16 protein-coding genes are annotated in these 15,245 nt (G+C 75.7%); 4 read left to right on the forward strand and 12 right to left on the reverse strand.

All coding sequences use genetic code 11. From position 1 onward, the window contains the following. Nucleotides 1-39 precede the first annotated feature (39 nt). From ACFPGP_RS14200 to ACFPGP_RS14210, 3 genes are read right to left on the reverse strand one after another with little or no spacing between them, the layout of a single operon-like run. Nucleotides 40-903, reverse strand: a complete 864-nt coding sequence (locus tag ACFPGP_RS14200) for an ATP-binding cassette domain-containing protein (RefSeq protein ID WP_378591205.1) — start codon at nt 901-903, stop codon at nt 40-42. Then, a complete protein-coding gene (locus ACFPGP_RS14205) occupies nt 900-1,730 on the reverse strand; it encodes a zf-HC2 domain-containing protein (protein ID WP_378591207.1) in 831 nt (276 codons plus the stop codon). The genes ACFPGP_RS14200 and ACFPGP_RS14205 overlap by 4 nt, the downstream gene beginning before the upstream one ends. After that, nucleotides 1,727-2,311, reverse strand: a complete 585-nt coding sequence (locus tag ACFPGP_RS14210) for an RNA polymerase sigma factor (protein ID WP_378591209.1) — start codon at nt 2,309-2,311, stop codon at nt 1,727-1,729. Before ACFPGP_RS14210 ends, ACFPGP_RS14205 begins: the two co-directional genes overlap by 4 nt. Nucleotides 2,312-2,441: 130 nt before the next feature. Here ACFPGP_RS14210 and ACFPGP_RS14215 point away from each other — a divergent pair, with 130 nt between their 5' ends. Further along, nucleotides 2,442-3,149: an SGNH/GDSL hydrolase family protein gene (locus tag ACFPGP_RS14215; protein ID WP_378591211.1), complete on the forward strand. Its 708-nt coding sequence runs from the start codon at nt 2,442-2,444 to the stop codon at nt 3,147-3,149. Between the two features lie 52 nt (nt 3,150-3,201). On the opposite strand, the gene ACFPGP_RS14220 is transcribed toward ACFPGP_RS14215, so the two are convergent. The 5 genes from ACFPGP_RS14220 to ACFPGP_RS14240 are packed head-to-tail and all read right to left on the reverse strand — an operon-like array spanning nt 3,202 to nt 6,698. Continuing rightward, complete coding sequence (locus tag ACFPGP_RS14220) at nt 3,202-3,408, reverse strand: ferredoxin (protein ID WP_378591213.1); 207 nt, start codon at nt 3,406-3,408, stop codon at nt 3,202-3,204. Continuing rightward, entirely contained in the window at nt 3,405-4,658 is a 1,254-nt protein-coding gene (locus tag ACFPGP_RS14225; RefSeq protein ID WP_378591215.1) for an NADH-ubiquinone oxidoreductase-F iron-sulfur binding region domain-containing protein, read from the reverse strand. Before ACFPGP_RS14225 ends, ACFPGP_RS14220 begins: the two co-directional genes overlap by 4 nt. Beyond that, on the reverse strand, nt 4,655-5,245 hold the full coding sequence (locus ACFPGP_RS14230; RefSeq protein WP_378591217.1) for a ferric reductase-like transmembrane domain-containing protein: 591 nt from the start codon (nt 5,243-5,245) through the stop codon (nt 4,655-4,657). Before ACFPGP_RS14230 ends, ACFPGP_RS14225 begins: the two co-directional genes overlap by 4 nt. After that, on the reverse strand, nt 5,242-6,249 hold the full coding sequence (locus ACFPGP_RS14235; RefSeq protein ID WP_378591526.1) for an FAD:protein FMN transferase: 1,008 nt from the start codon (nt 6,247-6,249) through the stop codon (nt 5,242-5,244). The genes ACFPGP_RS14230 and ACFPGP_RS14235 overlap by 4 nt, the downstream gene beginning before the upstream one ends. A 2-nt stretch (nt 6,250-6,251) precedes the next feature. Beyond that, entirely contained in the window at nt 6,252-6,698 is a 447-nt protein-coding gene (locus ACFPGP_RS14240) for a hypothetical protein (protein WP_378591219.1), read from the reverse strand. Between the two features lie 132 nt (nt 6,699-6,830). Here ACFPGP_RS14240 and ACFPGP_RS14245 point away from each other — a divergent pair, with 132 nt between their 5' ends. After that, a complete protein-coding gene (locus ACFPGP_RS14245) occupies nt 6,831-7,349 on the forward strand; it encodes a hypothetical protein (protein WP_378591220.1) in 519 nt (172 codons plus the stop codon). 38 nt (nt 7,350-7,387) lie between these two features. Here the strand turns inward: ACFPGP_RS14245 and ACFPGP_RS14250 are convergent, their stop codons facing one another. Both ACFPGP_RS14250 and ACFPGP_RS14255 read right to left on the reverse strand, forming a co-directional pair. After that, nucleotides 7,388-8,650 (reverse strand): sensor histidine kinase, encoded by a 1,263-nt coding sequence (locus tag ACFPGP_RS14250; protein ID WP_378591222.1) that lies wholly within the window; start codon nt 8,648-8,650, stop codon nt 7,388-7,390. An 11-nt stretch (nt 8,651-8,661) separates the two neighbouring features. Continuing rightward, a complete protein-coding gene (locus tag ACFPGP_RS14255; RefSeq protein WP_378591224.1) occupies nt 8,662-9,369 on the reverse strand; it encodes a response regulator transcription factor in 708 nt (235 codons plus the stop codon). Between the two features lie 58 nt (nt 9,370-9,427). On the opposite strand from ACFPGP_RS14255, the gene ACFPGP_RS14260 reads away from it, so the two are divergent. Together ACFPGP_RS14260 and ACFPGP_RS14265 are read left to right on the forward strand one after the other, a co-directional pair. After that, nucleotides 9,428-10,072, forward strand: coding sequence for a hypothetical protein (locus tag ACFPGP_RS14260; protein WP_378591226.1), 645 nt, complete (start codon nt 9,428-9,430; stop codon nt 10,070-10,072). 117 nt (nt 10,073-10,189) lie between these two features. Further along, complete coding sequence (locus ACFPGP_RS14265; protein ID WP_378591228.1) at nt 10,190-12,184, forward strand: ATP-dependent DNA helicase; 1,995 nt, start codon at nt 10,190-10,192, stop codon at nt 12,182-12,184. Here ACFPGP_RS14265 and ACFPGP_RS14270 read toward each other — a convergent pair. Beyond that, complete coding sequence (locus ACFPGP_RS14270) at nt 12,181-13,449, reverse strand: alkaline phosphatase family protein (RefSeq protein ID WP_378591229.1); 1,269 nt, start codon at nt 13,447-13,449, stop codon at nt 12,181-12,183. The genes ACFPGP_RS14265 and ACFPGP_RS14270 overlap by 4 nt on opposite strands. Continuing rightward, complete coding sequence (locus ACFPGP_RS14275) at nt 13,449-15,185, reverse strand: alkaline phosphatase D family protein (protein ID WP_378591231.1); 1,737 nt, start codon at nt 15,183-15,185, stop codon at nt 13,449-13,451. Before ACFPGP_RS14275 ends, ACFPGP_RS14270 begins: the two co-directional genes overlap by 1 nt. Between the last annotated feature and the right edge of the window lie 60 nt (nt 15,186-15,245).

Genomic DNA, 15,245 nt, shown 5'->3' on the forward strand with positions numbered 1-15,245 from the left:
CTGGGTGTGTGGGTGCCCGAGAGGTCGGGTGAGAAGGGTTCAGGTCAGGGCCCGGGCGGCGTCGGCGCCGAGCATGAGCAGGTAGGCGTCCTCGAGCGTGGGCTCGACGGGCAGGGCGTCGGGCGGGGGTGGCCCGCCGACGACGTGGTGCTTGCCCGACCCCGTGCGCCAGCTGACGACGGCGTCGGGTGCGGGGTGGTCGGCCTGCCACACCTGGCCGGCCGCCGAGGCGACCAGCTCGGTGACGGGGCCGTCGAAGCGGACGCTGCCGCCGACGAGGACCACCACGCGCTCGCAGAGCGCCGCGACGTCCTCGGTCTGGTGGGTGGAGAGCAGCACGGCCGACTCGCTCGCGACGACCGAGAGGGTACGACGCAGCTCGGCGCGCTGGGCGGGGTCGAGGCCGGTGGTCGGCTCGTCGAGGACGAGCAGGCGCGGCTCGCCGAGCAGCGCCTGGGCCAGTCCCACGCGGCGGCGCTGGCCGCCGGAGAGCTTGCCGACCTTCTTGCCCGCGAGGTCGGCGAGGCCGACCAGGTCGAGCACGCGGCGTACCTCGCGGGTGCGGCGCCGGCGGTCGTTCCACTCCTTGAGCACCGCGACGTACTCCACGAAGCCGAAGGTGGTCATGTCGCTGGGGAAGCCGAGCTCCTGCGGCAGGTAGCCGAGCTCACGCCGGATCGCGGTGATCTCGTGGTGGGAGCGCAGCGGGTCGCGGCCCAGGAGCCGGACCGTGCCACGATCGGCGGCGATCGAGGTGGCCACGATCCGCAGCAGCGTCGTCTTGCCGGCGCCGTTGGGGCCGAGCAGACCCGTGACGCCGCAGCCGAAGTCGAGGTCGATGCCCTCGAGGGCCCGGGTGCGGCCGTAGGACTTGCCGACGCCGGTCAGCTCGATGGCGTTCACAGCACGGCTCCGATCCGGCGGTCGAGCCGCGCGCGGACGACCAGGTAGGTCGTGGCGGCGAGGGCGATCGCGAGGTAGACCAGCTGCTGCGAGGACTCGACCGGCCAGGTCGCCGGCAGCTGGCGCAGCGAGAACAGCACGACCCCGCTCCACGCGATCGCCACCGCGGATGCCCCGGCGCGCGGCCCGACCAGGCTGGAGACGGCGAGGGTGATCGGCACCAGCGCCAGGGCCGGCCCGAGCCACGCGGTGGCGATCCACTCCGGGCCGGGCAGGGTGAGGCCGAGCAGGAAGGCGAAGGGCAGCACGGTCACCAGCACCGCCAGGGTGCGCACGAGCACGAGCCGGGTCCGGCCGTAGGGCGAGGTGGCGATCAGGCCCTCGAGCGGGTCGGACCGGCCGCCGTACGTGGCCGCGACCCCGAGCACCGGCACCAGGGGCGCGACCAGCAGGAACGGCGCGATCCCACCGGGACCCGCGACGAGGGCGGCGAGCGTGGCGAAGCCCAGCGCCAGCAGACCGCTCACCAGCCACGACGTGCGCAGTGCGGCGGTCGCCGCGAGCAGGATCGACGTCGGCTCGGAGAGGCCGAGCCGCTGGGCCAGCCGCAGCGCGAGCGGCAGCGGCGGGCGGTCGATCTCGTCGCGCACGGCGTCCCACGTCAGGGCCAGGGGGCGCGGGTCGACGTGGGCCCGGATCGCGCCGCGGCACGCGGCGCAGTGCACGAGGTGCTGCTCGACCGAGAGCGCCTCGACGCCGTCGAGGGCGCCGCCGACGTAGGCGGCGAGCAGGTCGTCGTCGGCGTGCCAGGTGGTCGGTGCGGTCATCGCCATCCCTCCCGCAGGGCCGTCTCGGCCAGGGCTCCGCGCAGCTGGCCCTTGGCCCGGTGCAGCCGCGTCTTGACGGTGTTCTCCCGGACCCCGAGCAGCCGGCCCGCCTCGCGGGTGGTCAGCCCGTCGAGCACGACGGCCTGCACGACCGCCCGGAACTCCGGCGACAGCCGGCGCAGGGCGCCCGCGAGGTCGCCGTACTCGACACCGAGCAGGACCTCCTCCTCGGCGCCCGGGCTCCGGCCCAGCGCCGGTGCCTCCCAGTCGTCGACCAGCAGCACGTCCTTGCGGCTGCGCAGCCGCGACACGAGGCGGCGGAAGGCGATCCCCCAGAGCCAGGCCGCGACCTCCCCCTCGCCTCGGAACCGCCGGGCGTCCTTCCAGAGGGCGACCCAGGTGTCCTGCACGACCTCCAGCACGAGCTCGTGGTCGTGGCAGCGGCGCATCAGGCGGGCGTACAGCCAGGCCGAGTGCGCGTCGTAGAGCTCTCGGAGGGCAGCACCGTCCCCCTCCGCCACGGCGGCGAGCAGGGCGGCGTCGCCGCCGTGCTGCTCCGTGCCGTCCGGTGCCGCCCTCATGCTCGTACTGTCGCACCGCGGGCCCGGAATGGTTCCCGCTCGCGACCGGGTATTTTCCGGCCAGGTCACGCCTCGGTCACGATCGTCGAGCCCGGCGTCATGACGCCGCCCGGCGACCGATCATCTCTGCGTGACATCTCGGGGGTACGCCGTCGCGCGCGGCGGCACGGCACTGGCGGTGCTCGGGGCGGTGCTGGGGGCACTGCTCGTCACCGTCGGCGTCGTGCGGCACGCGTCGGGGGCCCCGGGTGACCGCTGCGACCGGTTCGCGGCCGAGGCGGCGGCCCGGGCCCGGGAGGTCACCGGCACCGGCGAGCGGGTCGTCGTCATCGGCGACTCGTGGTCGGCCGGCCTCGGCCTCGACGACCCGGGCGACTCGTGGCCCTCGCGGCTCCCGGGCAGCGTGCACGTGGCGGGCTTCTCCGGCTCGGGGTTCAGCGCGCTCGCCAGCGAGTGCGGGGCCGGGGTCTCGTTCGCCGCTCGCGCCGGCCAGGTCCTCCGCGGGGGTGCGGACCTCGTCGTCGTCGAGGGCGGGCTCAACGACCACGACCGCCCGGACGCCGAGATCCGGGCCGGGTTCGCCCGGCTGATGGCCGTCGTCGAGGCGTCCGGGCGGCCGGTCGTCGTGGTCGGCCCGCCCGCCGCGCCCGCGCGGGCCGGCTCGGTGCCCCGGGTCGACGCCCTCCTCGCCGACCTCGCGGAGCGCCACGGCGCGGCGTACGTCTCGACGGTGGGGTGGCACCTCGACTACCTCGACGACGGCCTCCACCTCACCGAGGCCGGCCACCGCGAGTTCGGCGACCTCGTGGCCGACCAGATCACGCTGACCCGCCGTTAGTTAACGGCGGGTCGGCTATCGGACGGGTGACCCGCCGTTAGTTGACGGCGGGTCAGCGCGTGACGAGGCGGAGGGCGAGGCGGGGGCAGACCTGCACGGCCTCGCGGGCGTCGGCGAGGAGGTCCTCGGTGACGGGTCCGCGCACGATCGGGTAGCCCCACTCGTCGAGGTCGACGAGCTCGGGCAGCACCTCGTGGCACAGGCCGCGGGCGCGGCAGGCCGGCCAGTCGACACGGAGGTCGCGGGGGGCGGCGGTCACGACGCCACCTCCTCGGCGTGGACGACGTGCAGCGGCGTGCGTTCGGAGCAGCCGCCGCGGGCGTGCACGTCGACCTCGTCGGCGAAGGTCGCGAGCAGCGAGCGGACCAGCCGCACGGTGCCGTCGGGGTGGGCGCACGCGCCGCGCCGCTCGACGGTCGCGGCCAGCCCGAGCGCCCGGTCGGTGCCGCCCTGCCCGTCACGGACGTCGGCCACCGCCCGGGCCAGGGCCGGGAGTCCGTTGAGGCAGGGTCCGCACCGCCGGGCGCTCTGGCCCGCGAGGTAGTCGGTGATCCGGGCGGTCAGCACCACCGGGCAGGTGCCCTCCGGGGCGGTCAGCACCACGCCGGCGCCGAGGGAGGCGCCGAGCGCGCGCAGGCCGGTGACCGAGATCCGCGCGTTGGCGAGCGTCTCGGCGGTCACCCAGGTGCCGTGGAAGCCGCCGAGCAGCGCCGGTCGCCCGAGGTCGCCGGGTCGCAGCAGGTCGCGGAACCGCGCGCCGTACGCCACCTCGCGTACGAGCGGCCGGGTGCCGGGGCGGCTCAGCGTGAGCAAGGTGGTGCCGGGCTCGTCGGCCGTGCCGAGTGCGGCGTACGACGTGGGGCCGGCGAGGGCGAGCAGCCCCACCCGGGCCCAGGTCTCGGCGTTGCTGAGCAGCGTGGGACGTCCGCGGTGGCCCGAGACCGCCTCGGGCTGCCACGCGGTGACGGGCAGCCCCGGGCGGCCGGCCATCAGCTCGAGCACCGCCCGGGCCTGCCCGGCGACGAAGCGGGGCTCGGCGACGTGGGTGTGCACCGTCGGCAGGTCGCGGCGCTCGGCCAGTGCGGTGCGCATCGCCTCCGCGGCCGCCGGGCGGTCACCCGGCAGCACGACGTGGAGCTCGCGCGACCGCAGCGCCCGGGCCGTGACGGCCGCGCCGTCGAGCACCAGGTGCGGGCGGGTGGCGGCGAGCGCGGCGTCCTTGCTGCTCGCCGGCTCGCCCTCGCTGAGGTTGACCACGACGACCGGGCGCCGGCCGTGCCGGCTGTTGCGCCGGGCCGCCGCGAGCTTGGTCGCGAACGGGAACGCCGCCCCGCCGCGGCCGCGCAGCGCGACCCCCTCGACCAGGGCCTCCAGGGTCTCGGCGTCGAGGCGGGGCAGGTCGCCGTGCTGCACGCGGTGGGCGGCGAGGGAGGGGCCCTCCTCGGTGCCGGCCAGCAGGGCCGGGCCCTCCTCGACGACGGGGGTCAGCGGGTGGAACAGCGTGGTCATCGCAGGACTCCGAGGGGTCGGGTGTCGGACAGGTCGGGCTCGGGCTGCCGCCACGGCCGGTCGAGCACCAGGCGCACGAGACGCCACGCGGCGGCGGCACCGACCGCCGCCGCGCAGCCCACGGCGGCGGCCCACCACGCCCCGCCGAGGTCGGTGCCGATCCCGATGCCGTGCGCCAGCGAGATCACCCAGAGGGGGTAGGAGGCCAGGTGCAGCAGCCGCCAGCCGCGGTGGCTCATGTGGGTGCGCAGCATGCTGGTCACCACGATGACCAGCATCAGGTCGAGGGCGACCGCGCCGAGGCCCAGCCAGAGCGGCTGGTACGTCGCGCCGAACGGCCAGAACGCCTGCCACCAGCGGATGTCGACGTAGGTGTCGACGACCGCCGAGGCCACGTGGCCCGCGAGCAGGACGACCGCGAGCAGCGCGGCGTTGCGGTGCAGCGACTGGGTGACGAAGCGCGGGATCCCGCGCGCCGGCCGTCCGCCGATCGAGGCGATGCCGAGCACGGTGGTGAGGGTGAGCAGCACCAGCACGACCACGCCGGTTCCGCGGTTGAGGTACCAGAGCAGGGGACCGTCGGTCATGACGCCTCCGGGGTCGCGGTCGGGGCAGGGGCGGGGGAGGGGACGGCGTCGGCGGGCCAGCCGCCGAGCAGGACGACGCTGCCGTCGGCGGCGACCAGGCGGGCCGGCACCGTGCGCTCGGTGAGCCACGCGTCGGCGTCGTGGCCGAGCACGACCGCGGCGGTGGTCGCGGTGTTGGCCCCGGTCGCGGTCGGCGCCACGGCGGTCACGGTGCGCCAGACCTCGGTGGCCGGGCGACCGGTGCGCGGGTCGACGACGTGGTGTCGCTCGACGCCGTCGGCGGTCCAGCGCCGCACCCGCGTGCTCGAGGTGGCCAGGCCGCCCTCGGTGATCGCGACGATCGTGTCCGGGCCCTGCCCGGGGCGCTCGGAGACCGCCACCTGCCACGGGCCGCCGTCGGGGGTGGCGATCCGCAGGTCGCCGCCGAGGCTGACCAGCGCGGGGCAGCCGAGCTCCTCCTCGATGGCGTGCGCCGCGACGTCGGCCGCCCACGCCTTGCCGGTGGCGCCGAGGTCGAGCGCGGTGCCGAGCGGCACGCGGATGCGGCCCTCGGTGTCGAGGCCGATCGCCCGCCAGGCGTCGGTGTCGGGGACCGGCGCCTCCTCGATGCCGGGGACGTCGCCGCGGCGCGCCAGCTCGTCGAAGTCGCGGTCGTAGCCCAGCGTGACCAGCGGTCGTCCGAGCAGCGGGTGCACCAGCCCGTCGGTCGCCGCGGCCGCGCCGCAGGCCGCATCGACGGCGGCCACCAGCAGGGGGTCGACGGTGGTCCAGCGGCCGGGGCGCCGGTTGGCCCGGGCGAGGTCGGAGTCGTCGCGGAACCGGCTGCAGGTGGCGTCGACGTCGGCCACGACGCGCTGCACGAGGGCGAGCACCGGGGCGAGGTCGGAGGGACGGCGGACGGCGACGTGGCCGTAGCTGCCGAAGGCGTCGAACCGGCGGTGCAGGGCCGGGCCGACGCCGGTCACGGAGCCGGTGGTGGTGGAGCCGGTGGTGGATCCGGTCATCGTCACGAGCCGCTGCTGGGCGCCGGCGGGGGAGCCGGGGCAGGTGCGGGTGCGGGGGCGGGAGCGGGCGCCGGGGCGGGCCCGCCGGAGCCACCCGAGCCGCCGGAGCTGGTGCCGGTCGACCCGGTCCAGCCCGAGGTGCCCGAGGAGGTCGTGCCGCCGTACGTCGTGCCGGTGCTGCCGGTGACGTAGCGCGTCGTCACCCGGGTGACCTGCGGCCGGTCCTTCCACACGATCCGGCGCTCCGGCTTGACCTTGCGCTGGGCCGCGGCCGGCTGGGGGGCCTGGGCGCCGGCCCCGTCGGTGGTCGCACCCTGGTCGGCCGCCTGCTCCTGCGCCGCCAGCCCGGCCAGCCACCCGGTCGCCGTGACGGCGGCGACGCCGCCCACGGTGGTGATCGCGGTGACGACGGCTCGGTAGCGGTTGCGGGTCCTGCGGGTGTAGGTCATGCCGCTCAGCGTGCGCCGCTGCTCGGCAAGGCCGCCTCATCGCAACGTCAAGTCCACGTTAGGGGAACCCTTGACGTTGATTTGACCTTGCCACGAGGCGCCGACAACACCCGGCGACCCACGGTGGGGGACATGAACCTCAAGTCGATCCTCGCCGTCATCGTCGCGGTGCTCGCAGGCACCATCGGCGGAGCGGCCGCCTACTCCGTCGCGACCCCGAGCAGCGCCTCGGGCCCGACCCCCACGTCGACCTCGCTCCAGCCTGCCGCCGAGACCCAGGACGTCGCGGCGCAGGTGCAGAAGGTCGTCAAGCTGCGCCCCTGCAAGAAGCCCGCCGAGCGGGTCGGCAAGAAGTGCGTCACCGACGTGACCCGCACCGTCGTGGTGCCGGGCCAGGCCCGCAGCGGCTCGGTCGCCCCGGCGCCGGCCTCGGGCGCGTCGACCTCGGGCAGCTCCACCCCGGGCGACGACGACCAGTACGACGACGACAGCAGCACCCCCGCCGGCTCGGACGACCAGGGTGACGACGACCAGTACGACGACCAGGGCGACGACTCCGGCGACGACGAGGCCGACGACCAGGACGACGACCAGGACGAGCCGGGCGACGACGACTCCGGCGAGACCGAGAGCCCCGAGGTCGAGGACTGAGGGACGACGTCCTCGACGACGCCGTCGGGCTCGTGATGTCAGACGCGCGCGACCGGCAGCAGCACCTCGACGACGGTCCCGCGACCGCCCGGCCCCGCGACCACGTCCAGCGACCCGCCGCACCCCTCGGCGGTGCGCCGGGCGATGTCGAGGCCGAGGCCGGTGGACCCGGTCCGGCGTCCTCCCCCGTGGGGCGTCGGGCCGGGGCCGTCGTCGGTCACCGACAGGTGGGCCACCCCGTCGAGCCGCACCAGCCGCACCCGGAAGCCCACGGGCTCGGGGGTGTGGGCGAAGACGTTGTCGAGCAGCACGTCGAGCAGGTCGGCCAGGTCGTCGGGCGCCACGGGGACGGTCACGGGCTCCTCCGGCAGCGACACCTCGAGCGGACGCTGCTGGTCGTCGGCCAGCGCGGCCCAGAAGGCGATGCGGCCGCCGACCACCTCGGTCGCGTCGCACGACGCCGCGAGCGCGGTGCGCACCGGACGGCGTGCCTCGCGCACGATCGCGTCGATGCTGCGCTGCAGCACGCCGATGTGCTGGCCGAGCCGGGCCGCGACCTCGGGGTCGTCCACCTGTTCGGCGTCGAGGCGCAACGCGGTGACCGGCGTCCGCAGGCGGTGGGAGAGGTCGGCGACGGCGGCGCGCTCCTGGGCGAGCAGCTCGCCGGTGCGCTCGGCGAGGCCGTTGAGCGCGCGGGCCAGCTCCTCGGTCTCCTCGGTGCCGGTGACCTCGGCCCGGGCCGCGAGGTCGCCCTCGCGCAACCGGTGGGCCGTGCCGGCCACCTCGAGCAGGGGCTCGCTGATCCGCCGGCCGAACCACGCCGCGATCACCGCCGCGATGCCGAGCAGCACGAGGCCGAGCGCGATGATGCCGAGCCACGCCTCGACCACGCCCTGGCGCAGTGTCTCGGGCGGCACGCTGGTGCGCACGACCGTGGTCTCCCCGTCGGCGCCGGTCACCGGGATGTAGACCCGACCGCCGTCACCGTCGACGACCGTGAACGCCTCGCCACGCGCGCGGCGCACCTCCGGGTCGGTGGTGGCGAGCGGCGGCCCGACGACCTTGCCGCTCGGCAGCACCACGCTGGTCTCCGCGTCGCCGAGCCGCGAGACCGTGCTCCGGAGGACGTCGGTGCCGACGTCGCTCGCCACCAGGATCGCCACGCTGCGCGCCTCCTGGTCGGCATCCGCCATCGCACGGTCCTCGGCCAGCGTGCGCACCAGCAGGCAGAGCGGGATCACGAAGGCCACCACGATGGTGGACGTCGTGCCGAGGACCAGCCATGAGATCCGCCGCCGCACGGGACCGGACCTCAGGCGCTTCCGCTGTCGGAGGCGTCGGGGTCGACCAGCTTGACGCCCACGCCGCGCACGACGTGCAGGTAGCGGGGCTCGGCGGCGGTCTCCCCGAGCTTGCGGCGCAGCCAGGACAGGTGGACGTCGACGGAGCGCTCGGACCCGCCGTACGCCTGCTGCCAGACCTCCGAGAGCAGCTCGCGCTTGGTGACCACCTCGCCCGCCCGGGAGGCGAGGACCTGCAGCAGGTCGAACTCCTTGCGCGCCAGCTCCAGCGGCTCGCCGGCCAGGGTGACGGTGCGGGTGCGCTCGTCGATGACGAGGTCGCCGACCCGCAGCGGTGCGACGGACTCGCCGGCGACCGCTCCGCTGCGGCGCAGCACGGCGCGGATGCGCGCCGCGACCTGGTCGGTGCCGAAGGGCTTGATGACGTAGTCGTCGGCGCCGCTGTCGAGCGCGGTGACCATGGTCGGGTCGTCGTCGCGGGCGGTGATCACGATGATCGGGACCTGCGAGGCGGCGCGGATCATCGAGATCAGCGCCAGCCCGTCGACGTCCGGCAGACCGAGGTCGAGGAGCACGACCTGCGGCTCGTCGCGGAGCACCTGCTCGAGGCCGGCCATGCCGGTGGGCGCGGTCGCGACCGCGTGGCCCCGCTCGGTGAGGCCGCGCTGGCAGGCGCCACGGATGGCCGCGTCGTCCTCGACGACCAGGATGCTGGTCATGTCCGCACCGTAACCGGCCGTGCCCTGCCGCCGGTGGAGCATCGGAGATGATGACACCGTGAATCGCCGCACGTTCGTGGTCGCCGCCCTGGCCTGGGTCCTCGTGGTGACCCTGGGCTCCGGGCTGGTCTGGGCCGTGATCTCGAGCGCGGGCCAGGACACGGGGATCACCGGACAGCCGCTGCGCACGGGGGAGACCCCGCTGCTCGGCGTGGCCACCCAGACCACCGGCCGCCCCTCGCCCCGCCCCGGCCACGACGGGAACGACGGGCACGGCGGCGACGACCACGGGCACGACGGGCACCACGGGTCGGGTGGCGACGGCCCGGACGGCCAGCCCACCGGCGGCCAGGCCACCTCCGGCTCCGGGAACCAGGGCGGCTCGGGATCCTCCAGCCCCGGCGGGTCGGGCGGCAGCAAGACCAGCAACCCCTCGCCCGACGGACCCGCCACCGTCAGCCGGATCTGGAACGGCGCCGCCGGCTCGGTCAAGGTCGAGTGCACGGGCGCCACCATCCGTCTGGTCAGCGCGTACCCCAACGACGGCTACCGCTACGAGGTGAGCAGCAGCGGCCCCGAGCACGTCGAGGTCGAGTTCGAGAACACCTCCACCGAGCGCCAGACCAAGTTCGAGGCCACCTGCTCCTCGGGCTCCCCCGTCTTCCGCGTCGAGACCGACAGCGACTCCGGCGGCGACGACTGACCGCCGAGGTGGGAGAAATGGTCACCCGAGGTGGGAGAAATGGCGACCCGAGGTGGCAGGGATGGTCGCTGTGGGAGGCGGCGTCGGGCTGTCGGCGTCCGGGGCTAGGGTGCTCGGGTGCCCGACGCGTCCCCGCCCTCTTCGCCCTCGGGCAACCGCGTCCGCGAGGTCCTCGCGACGGCCGTCGCCGCCCTCGGCGGTGAGGAGCGGGCGGGCCAGGTGGAGATGGCCGAGGCCGTCGCCGAGGCCATGGAGTCGGGGCGCCACCTGCTCGTGCAGGCCGGCACGGGCACCGGCAAGTCGCTCGGCTACCTCGTGCCGAGCCTGCTCCACGGCCGCCGCGTCGTGGTCGCCACGGCGACGCTCGCCCTGCAGCACCAGCTGGTCGAGCGCGACCTGCCGCGGCTGGCGGAGGCGGTCGGCGGGGCCGGCGTCGACGCGAAGTACGCCGTGCTCAAGGGCCGCTCCAACTACGCCTGCCTCCACCGCATCCGCGCCGGCGTCCCCGACGACCAGGGCGCGCTGATCGAGGCGCCGGTCGGGTCCCTGGGCCAGAAGGTGCTCGAGCTGCGCGCCTGGGCCGAGGAGGAGGCCGAGAACGGCGGCACCGGCGAGCGCGACCGCGCCCCGCGCCACACCGACCGCGAGTGGCGCCAGGTCAGCGTCGGCCACCGCGACTGCCTCGGGGCGGCCCGCTGCCCCTTCGGGCAGGAGTGCTTCGTCGAGGTCGCCCGCGAGGAGGCCCACCAGAGCCACCTCGTGGTCACCAACCACTCCCTGCTCGCGATCGACGCGATCGAGGGCGTCCCGATGATCCCCGACTACGACGTCGTGGTGATCGACGAGGCCCACGAGCTCGTCGCCCGGGTCACCCAGGCCGCGACCGACGAGCTCGCGGTCGCCGACGTCGAGCGCGCGGCCCGGCGCTCGCAGCGCCACGTCGACGGCGACGAGGCCGACCGCCTCGCCGAGTCCGCCGACGCCCTTGCCGACGCGGTGGCGATGGCCTCGCCGGGGCGCTTCGACACCGTCCCCGACCAGCTCGCGGAGGCGCTGGCGCTGGTGCGCGACGCGGCGCGCACCTGCCTCTCGGCGTACCCCCGTGACAGCGACGGTGAGGCCGACGCCGGCAAGACCCAGGCCAAGGGCTCGGTGCAGGAGGTCTTCACGACCGCCGAGCGGATGGCCAAGGACGCCGAGTCCGACGTGATGTGGCTCTCCGAGGGCGGCGACCGGTTCCCGCCGCGGCTGTGCGTGGCGCCGCTCGAGGTGTGGGGCCCGATGCGCGAGAAGCTGCTCAGCGACAAGACCGTGGTGATGACGTCGGCGACGCTGATGCTGGGCGGCGACTTCAGCGCGGTCGCGTCGTCGGTCGGGCTCAAGCCGTCGGAGCGCGTGGTCCACGGCGAGACCGTCGGCGAGGACGTGCCGGACGACGCCCTGCCGTGGGTCGGCCTCGACGTCGGCTCGCCGTTCGACTACGGCCAGCAGGCCATCCTGTACGTCGCGCGGCACCTGCCGCCGCCGGGCCGCGACGGCCTCGGCCCGGCCCAGGTCGACGAGATCGTCGACCTCGTCGACGCCGTCGAGGGCCGCACGCTCGGGCTCTTCTCCTCGCGCCGCGCGGCTGAGGCGGCGGCCGAGGTGGTGCGCGAGCGGCTGCCCCACCTGACCACCCTCGCCCAGGGCGACGCCCAGCTGCCCGAGCTCGCCAAGCAGTTCGTCGAGGACCCCCACACCTGCCTCTTCGGCACGCTCAGCCTGTGGCAGGGTCTCGACGTGCCCGGGGAGACCTGCCAGCTGGTGATCATCGACCGGATCCCGTTCCCGCGCCCCGACGACCCGCTGATGTCGGCGCGCCAGCGCGCGGTCGAGAAGGCCGGCGGCAACGGCTTCATGCAGGTCGCCGCCACCCACGCCGCGCTGCTGCTCGCCCAGGGTGCCGGCCGCCTGATCCGCACCACCACCGACCGCGGCGTCGTCGCCGTGCTCGACCCGCGCCTGGCCACCGCGCGCTACGGCGGGTTCCTCAAGGCCGGCCTGCCGCCGATGTGGGCGACGACCGACCCTGCGCTCGTGCGCAAGGCCCTCGGTCGGCTGGCCGGCGGCTAGAGCCGCGAGCGTCCGTCGTACCCCCCGGCCGGCCCGCCGACGCCGAGGAACTCCCCGACCGTCGGCGCCACGTCGACCGTGTGTGCCCGCGCCGAGGACGTCGTGCCCGCCCGCACCGCGCGGTGCCCGCCCGAGACGAAGAACGGGATCGGGTACGTCGCCGGGTGGCCGTGGTTGCCCGGGACCGGGTTGCCGGTGACGTCGGGCTCGCTGAACCGCCACCCGGCCCGGCACCACACCAGCACGTCGCCCGCCTCGGGCCCGAGCCGCAATGACTCCTCGCGCCGGTCGTGGGTGACCAGCACGCCCTCGACCGACGAGGCCACGTCGCGCATGCGGGTGACCGCCTCGTCGCGGAGCGCCGCCGGGCCGGTCCAGTAGAGGAGGTCCGCGCCGCCGTTGTCCGCGACCGCGACCCTGCCGGCCAGCACCGGGTCGGCCTCGAGCGCCGGCGTCAGGCTGACCACCCGGCCGGGGCGCGACCAGTCCATCGCGTGGTCGGCGAGCAGGACGAGCAGCGAGTGCTCCCACCGGCCGGAGTCGTGCAGCAGCTGCACCAGCCGGCCCACCTGGGCGTCGGTGTCGGCGAGCGCGAGCGTGCGCGCGAGCCGCAGGTCGCTGCCGGTCAGGTCGGCGTGCCCGAAGCGGTCGATGTCGCCGAGGTTGACGAAGACCAGGTGCGGGTCGAGGTCCTCGACCATCGCCAGCGTCGCGTCCATCGTGAAGACGTCGGGCGCGTGCCCCGACACCGGGACCAGCGGCCCCGGCTCCCAGCGGTAGGTCGCCCGCTCGCCGAAGATCCCGTAGAGGTACTCCTTGCTCAGCACCGTCCCGGTGGTCAGCCCGGCGGCGTCGGCGCGGTCGATCACCGTGCTGCTGCGCAGGTCGGTCGGCCGGTCGAGGGTGCGCACCGCGCCGGCCGCGCGGTCGTACACCTCGTTGGCCGGTACGCCGGTCCGGTCGGGCCGCAGCCCGGCCATCATCATCACGTGGTTGGGGATGGTCTCCATCACCGGCAGCGACGTCGCCCGCGGGAAGTTGCGGCCGGCCGCCCGCAGGTCCGCGAGGCGCGGCGTGAGCGTCGGGGTGATCTCGTCGGGGCGGCAGCCGTCGACGACCACGACGTACGCCCGCCGCACCGTGGACCGCGCGACGGGGGCCGTTGCCGCCGACGACCGCGCGCCGGCGGCGGCCGAGAAGATCAGCCCTGCGCCGCCCGCGGTCAGCAGGGTCCGGCGGCTCGTGCGCCGGGCGTCGGGCGCCATCAGGCCCCACCCACCGGCGCGTCGACCTGCGTCACCCGGCCGGTGCGCGACGCGGTCGCCCACGACGTCGACCAGGTGATGGTCGCGTCGCGGTCGGCCCGGTCGCTGATCACCCACCAGTCCATCTGCGCCCGCTCGGGGGTCAGGTCGAGCACCGAGAAGCCGTGGTTGTCGAAGTCGAGGTACCGCACGTGCCGGTTGGCGAGCTTGATCGCCTCCTCGACCGCGACGCTCGTGGTGCGCGCGGGCGAGCCGGTGATGTCCTTGAGGTTGTTGGACGTGACCGACGTGCAGACGAGCTCGACACCGGCCGAGTCGCCGAGCGGCCAGGTCGCGGGGTCGAGGGGCAGCTCGCAGGCCCACGCGGAGTGGATGTCGCCGGTGACGAACACGGCGTCCTTGATGCCGTGGTCGCGGATGTGCTCGAGCACGCGGCGCCGGTCGGCGGTGTAGCCGTCCCACTGGTCGGGGTTGTAAGGCAGCCCGTCGCGCGGGAGCAGGCCGGTGACGTCGTTGACCGGGTCGAGCAGGTCGTGCGGCACCGTGCCGAAGTCGACCGGCGCGATCATCACCGGGTTGCCGACCACCTTCCACTGCGCGTGCCGGCGCGACAGCGAGTCCTCCAGCCAGCGCAGCTGCTGCTCACCGGTGATCGTGCGGTCGGGGTCGCCGAGCGCCGGGTCGGCCGGCGGCACCGGGAAGCCGACCGCCGAGGCCACCTGCGCGTCACGGTAGGAGCGCAGGTCGAGCATGCTGATCTCCGCCAGCCGGCCGAAGGTCAGCCGCCGGAAGAGCCGGTCGCCGTCGCCGAGCCGGGCCGTGCCGTCCATCCGCACCGGCATCCACTCGTCGTACGCCCGGTGCGCGCGGGCGCGCCGCCGGCGGTAGCTGCCCTCGTCGTCGCTGTGGTTCTCCGCCCCGTCGCGCCACTGGTCGTTGGCGACCTCGTGGTCGTCCCACGTCACGATCCAGGGGTACGCCGCGTGCAGGCGCTGCAGGTCGGGGTCGGTCTTGTACTGCGCGTGGCGGCGCCGGTAGTCCGACAGCGACACCATCTCGTGGGGCGGGTCGTGCGGCCGGATGTCGGTGTCGGCCGTCCCGTAGCCGTACTCGCCCGGGCCGTACTCGTAGACGTAGTCGCCGAGGTGCAGCACCGCGTGCAGGTCGTCGCGCGCCGCCAGTCCGCGGTAGGGGCTGAACCACCCGGCCTGCCAGTTGGAGCACGACACGACGCCGAAGCGCAGGTGGTCGGGCATGGCGTCGGGCGCCGGGGCGGTGCGGGTGCGGCCGGTGCGGCTGGTCGCGCCCCCGCAGCGGAAGCGGTAGTGGTACCAGGTCGCCGGCGCCAGGCCGCCGACGTCGACCTTGACGGTGTGGTCGCGGTCGGGGCCGGTCTCCACCACGCCCCGCCGTACGACGTGGCGGAACGCGGCGTCGCGGGCCACCTCCCAGGTCACCCGCACCCGCGGGCCCTCGCCCGAGCCGGGCTGCGCCGCCGCGGTCGGGGTCACCCGGGTCCACAGCAGCACGGCGCGGGGCAAAGGATCGCCGGAGGCCACGCCGTGCGCGAAGACCGGGGCGGAGCGGGAGGGCCTCCCGGCTGTCGGGCGCGCCGCGGCGGGAGCGCCTCGCGCGGGAGCGCCTGCGGCGAGGCCGGCGGCGCCGGCGAGCGCGGCGCCGGCCGCCCCCGAGGCGAGCACGGTGCGGCGGTCCAGGGTCGGGTGGGAGGGAGTCACGCCCGGCCAACGAGCGGCCCGGGCCCGAGGTGACGACCTGGCCGGTGTGACCCCGGGATG

It is taken from the genome of Nocardioides taihuensis (genome assembly GCF_042657275.1).
In the GTDB taxonomy this organism is placed as follows: Bacteria; Actinomycetota; Actinomycetes; order Propionibacteriales; family Nocardioidaceae; genus Nocardioides; species Nocardioides taihuensis.

Excerpts from the sequence above, each read along its gene's own strand:
- ACFPGP_RS14205 (WP_378591207.1), bottom strand. The coding sequence starts at position 1,730 with ATGACCGCACCGACCACCTGGCACGCCGACGACGACCTGCTCGCCGCC.
- ACFPGP_RS14210 (WP_378591209.1), bottom strand. The coding sequence starts at position 2,311 with ATGAGGGCGGCACCGGACGGCACGGAGCAGCACGGCGGCGACGCCGCC.
- ACFPGP_RS14225 (WP_378591215.1), bottom strand. The coding sequence starts at position 4,658 with ATGACCACGCTGTTCCACCCGCTGACCCCCGTCGTCGAGGAGGGCCCG.
- ACFPGP_RS14230 (WP_378591217.1), bottom strand. The coding sequence starts at position 5,245 with ATGACCGACGGTCCCCTGCTCTGGTACCTCAACCGCGGAACCGGCGTG.
- ACFPGP_RS14235 (WP_378591526.1), bottom strand. The coding sequence starts at position 6,249 with ATGACCGGATCCACCACCGGCTCCACCACCACCGGCTCCGTGACCGGC.
- ACFPGP_RS14240 (WP_378591219.1), bottom strand. The coding sequence starts at position 6,698 with ATGACCTACACCCGCAGGACCCGCAACCGCTACCGAGCCGTCGTCACC.
- ACFPGP_RS14245 (WP_378591220.1), top strand. The coding sequence starts at position 6,831 with ATGAACCTCAAGTCGATCCTCGCCGTCATCGTCGCGGTGCTCGCAGGC.
- ACFPGP_RS14255 (WP_378591224.1), bottom strand. The coding sequence starts at position 9,369 with ATGACCAGCATCCTGGTCGTCGAGGACGACGCGGCCATCCGTGGCGCC.
- ACFPGP_RS14270 (WP_378591229.1), bottom strand. The coding sequence starts at position 13,449 with ATGGCGCCCGACGCCCGGCGCACGAGCCGCCGGACCCTGCTGACCGCG.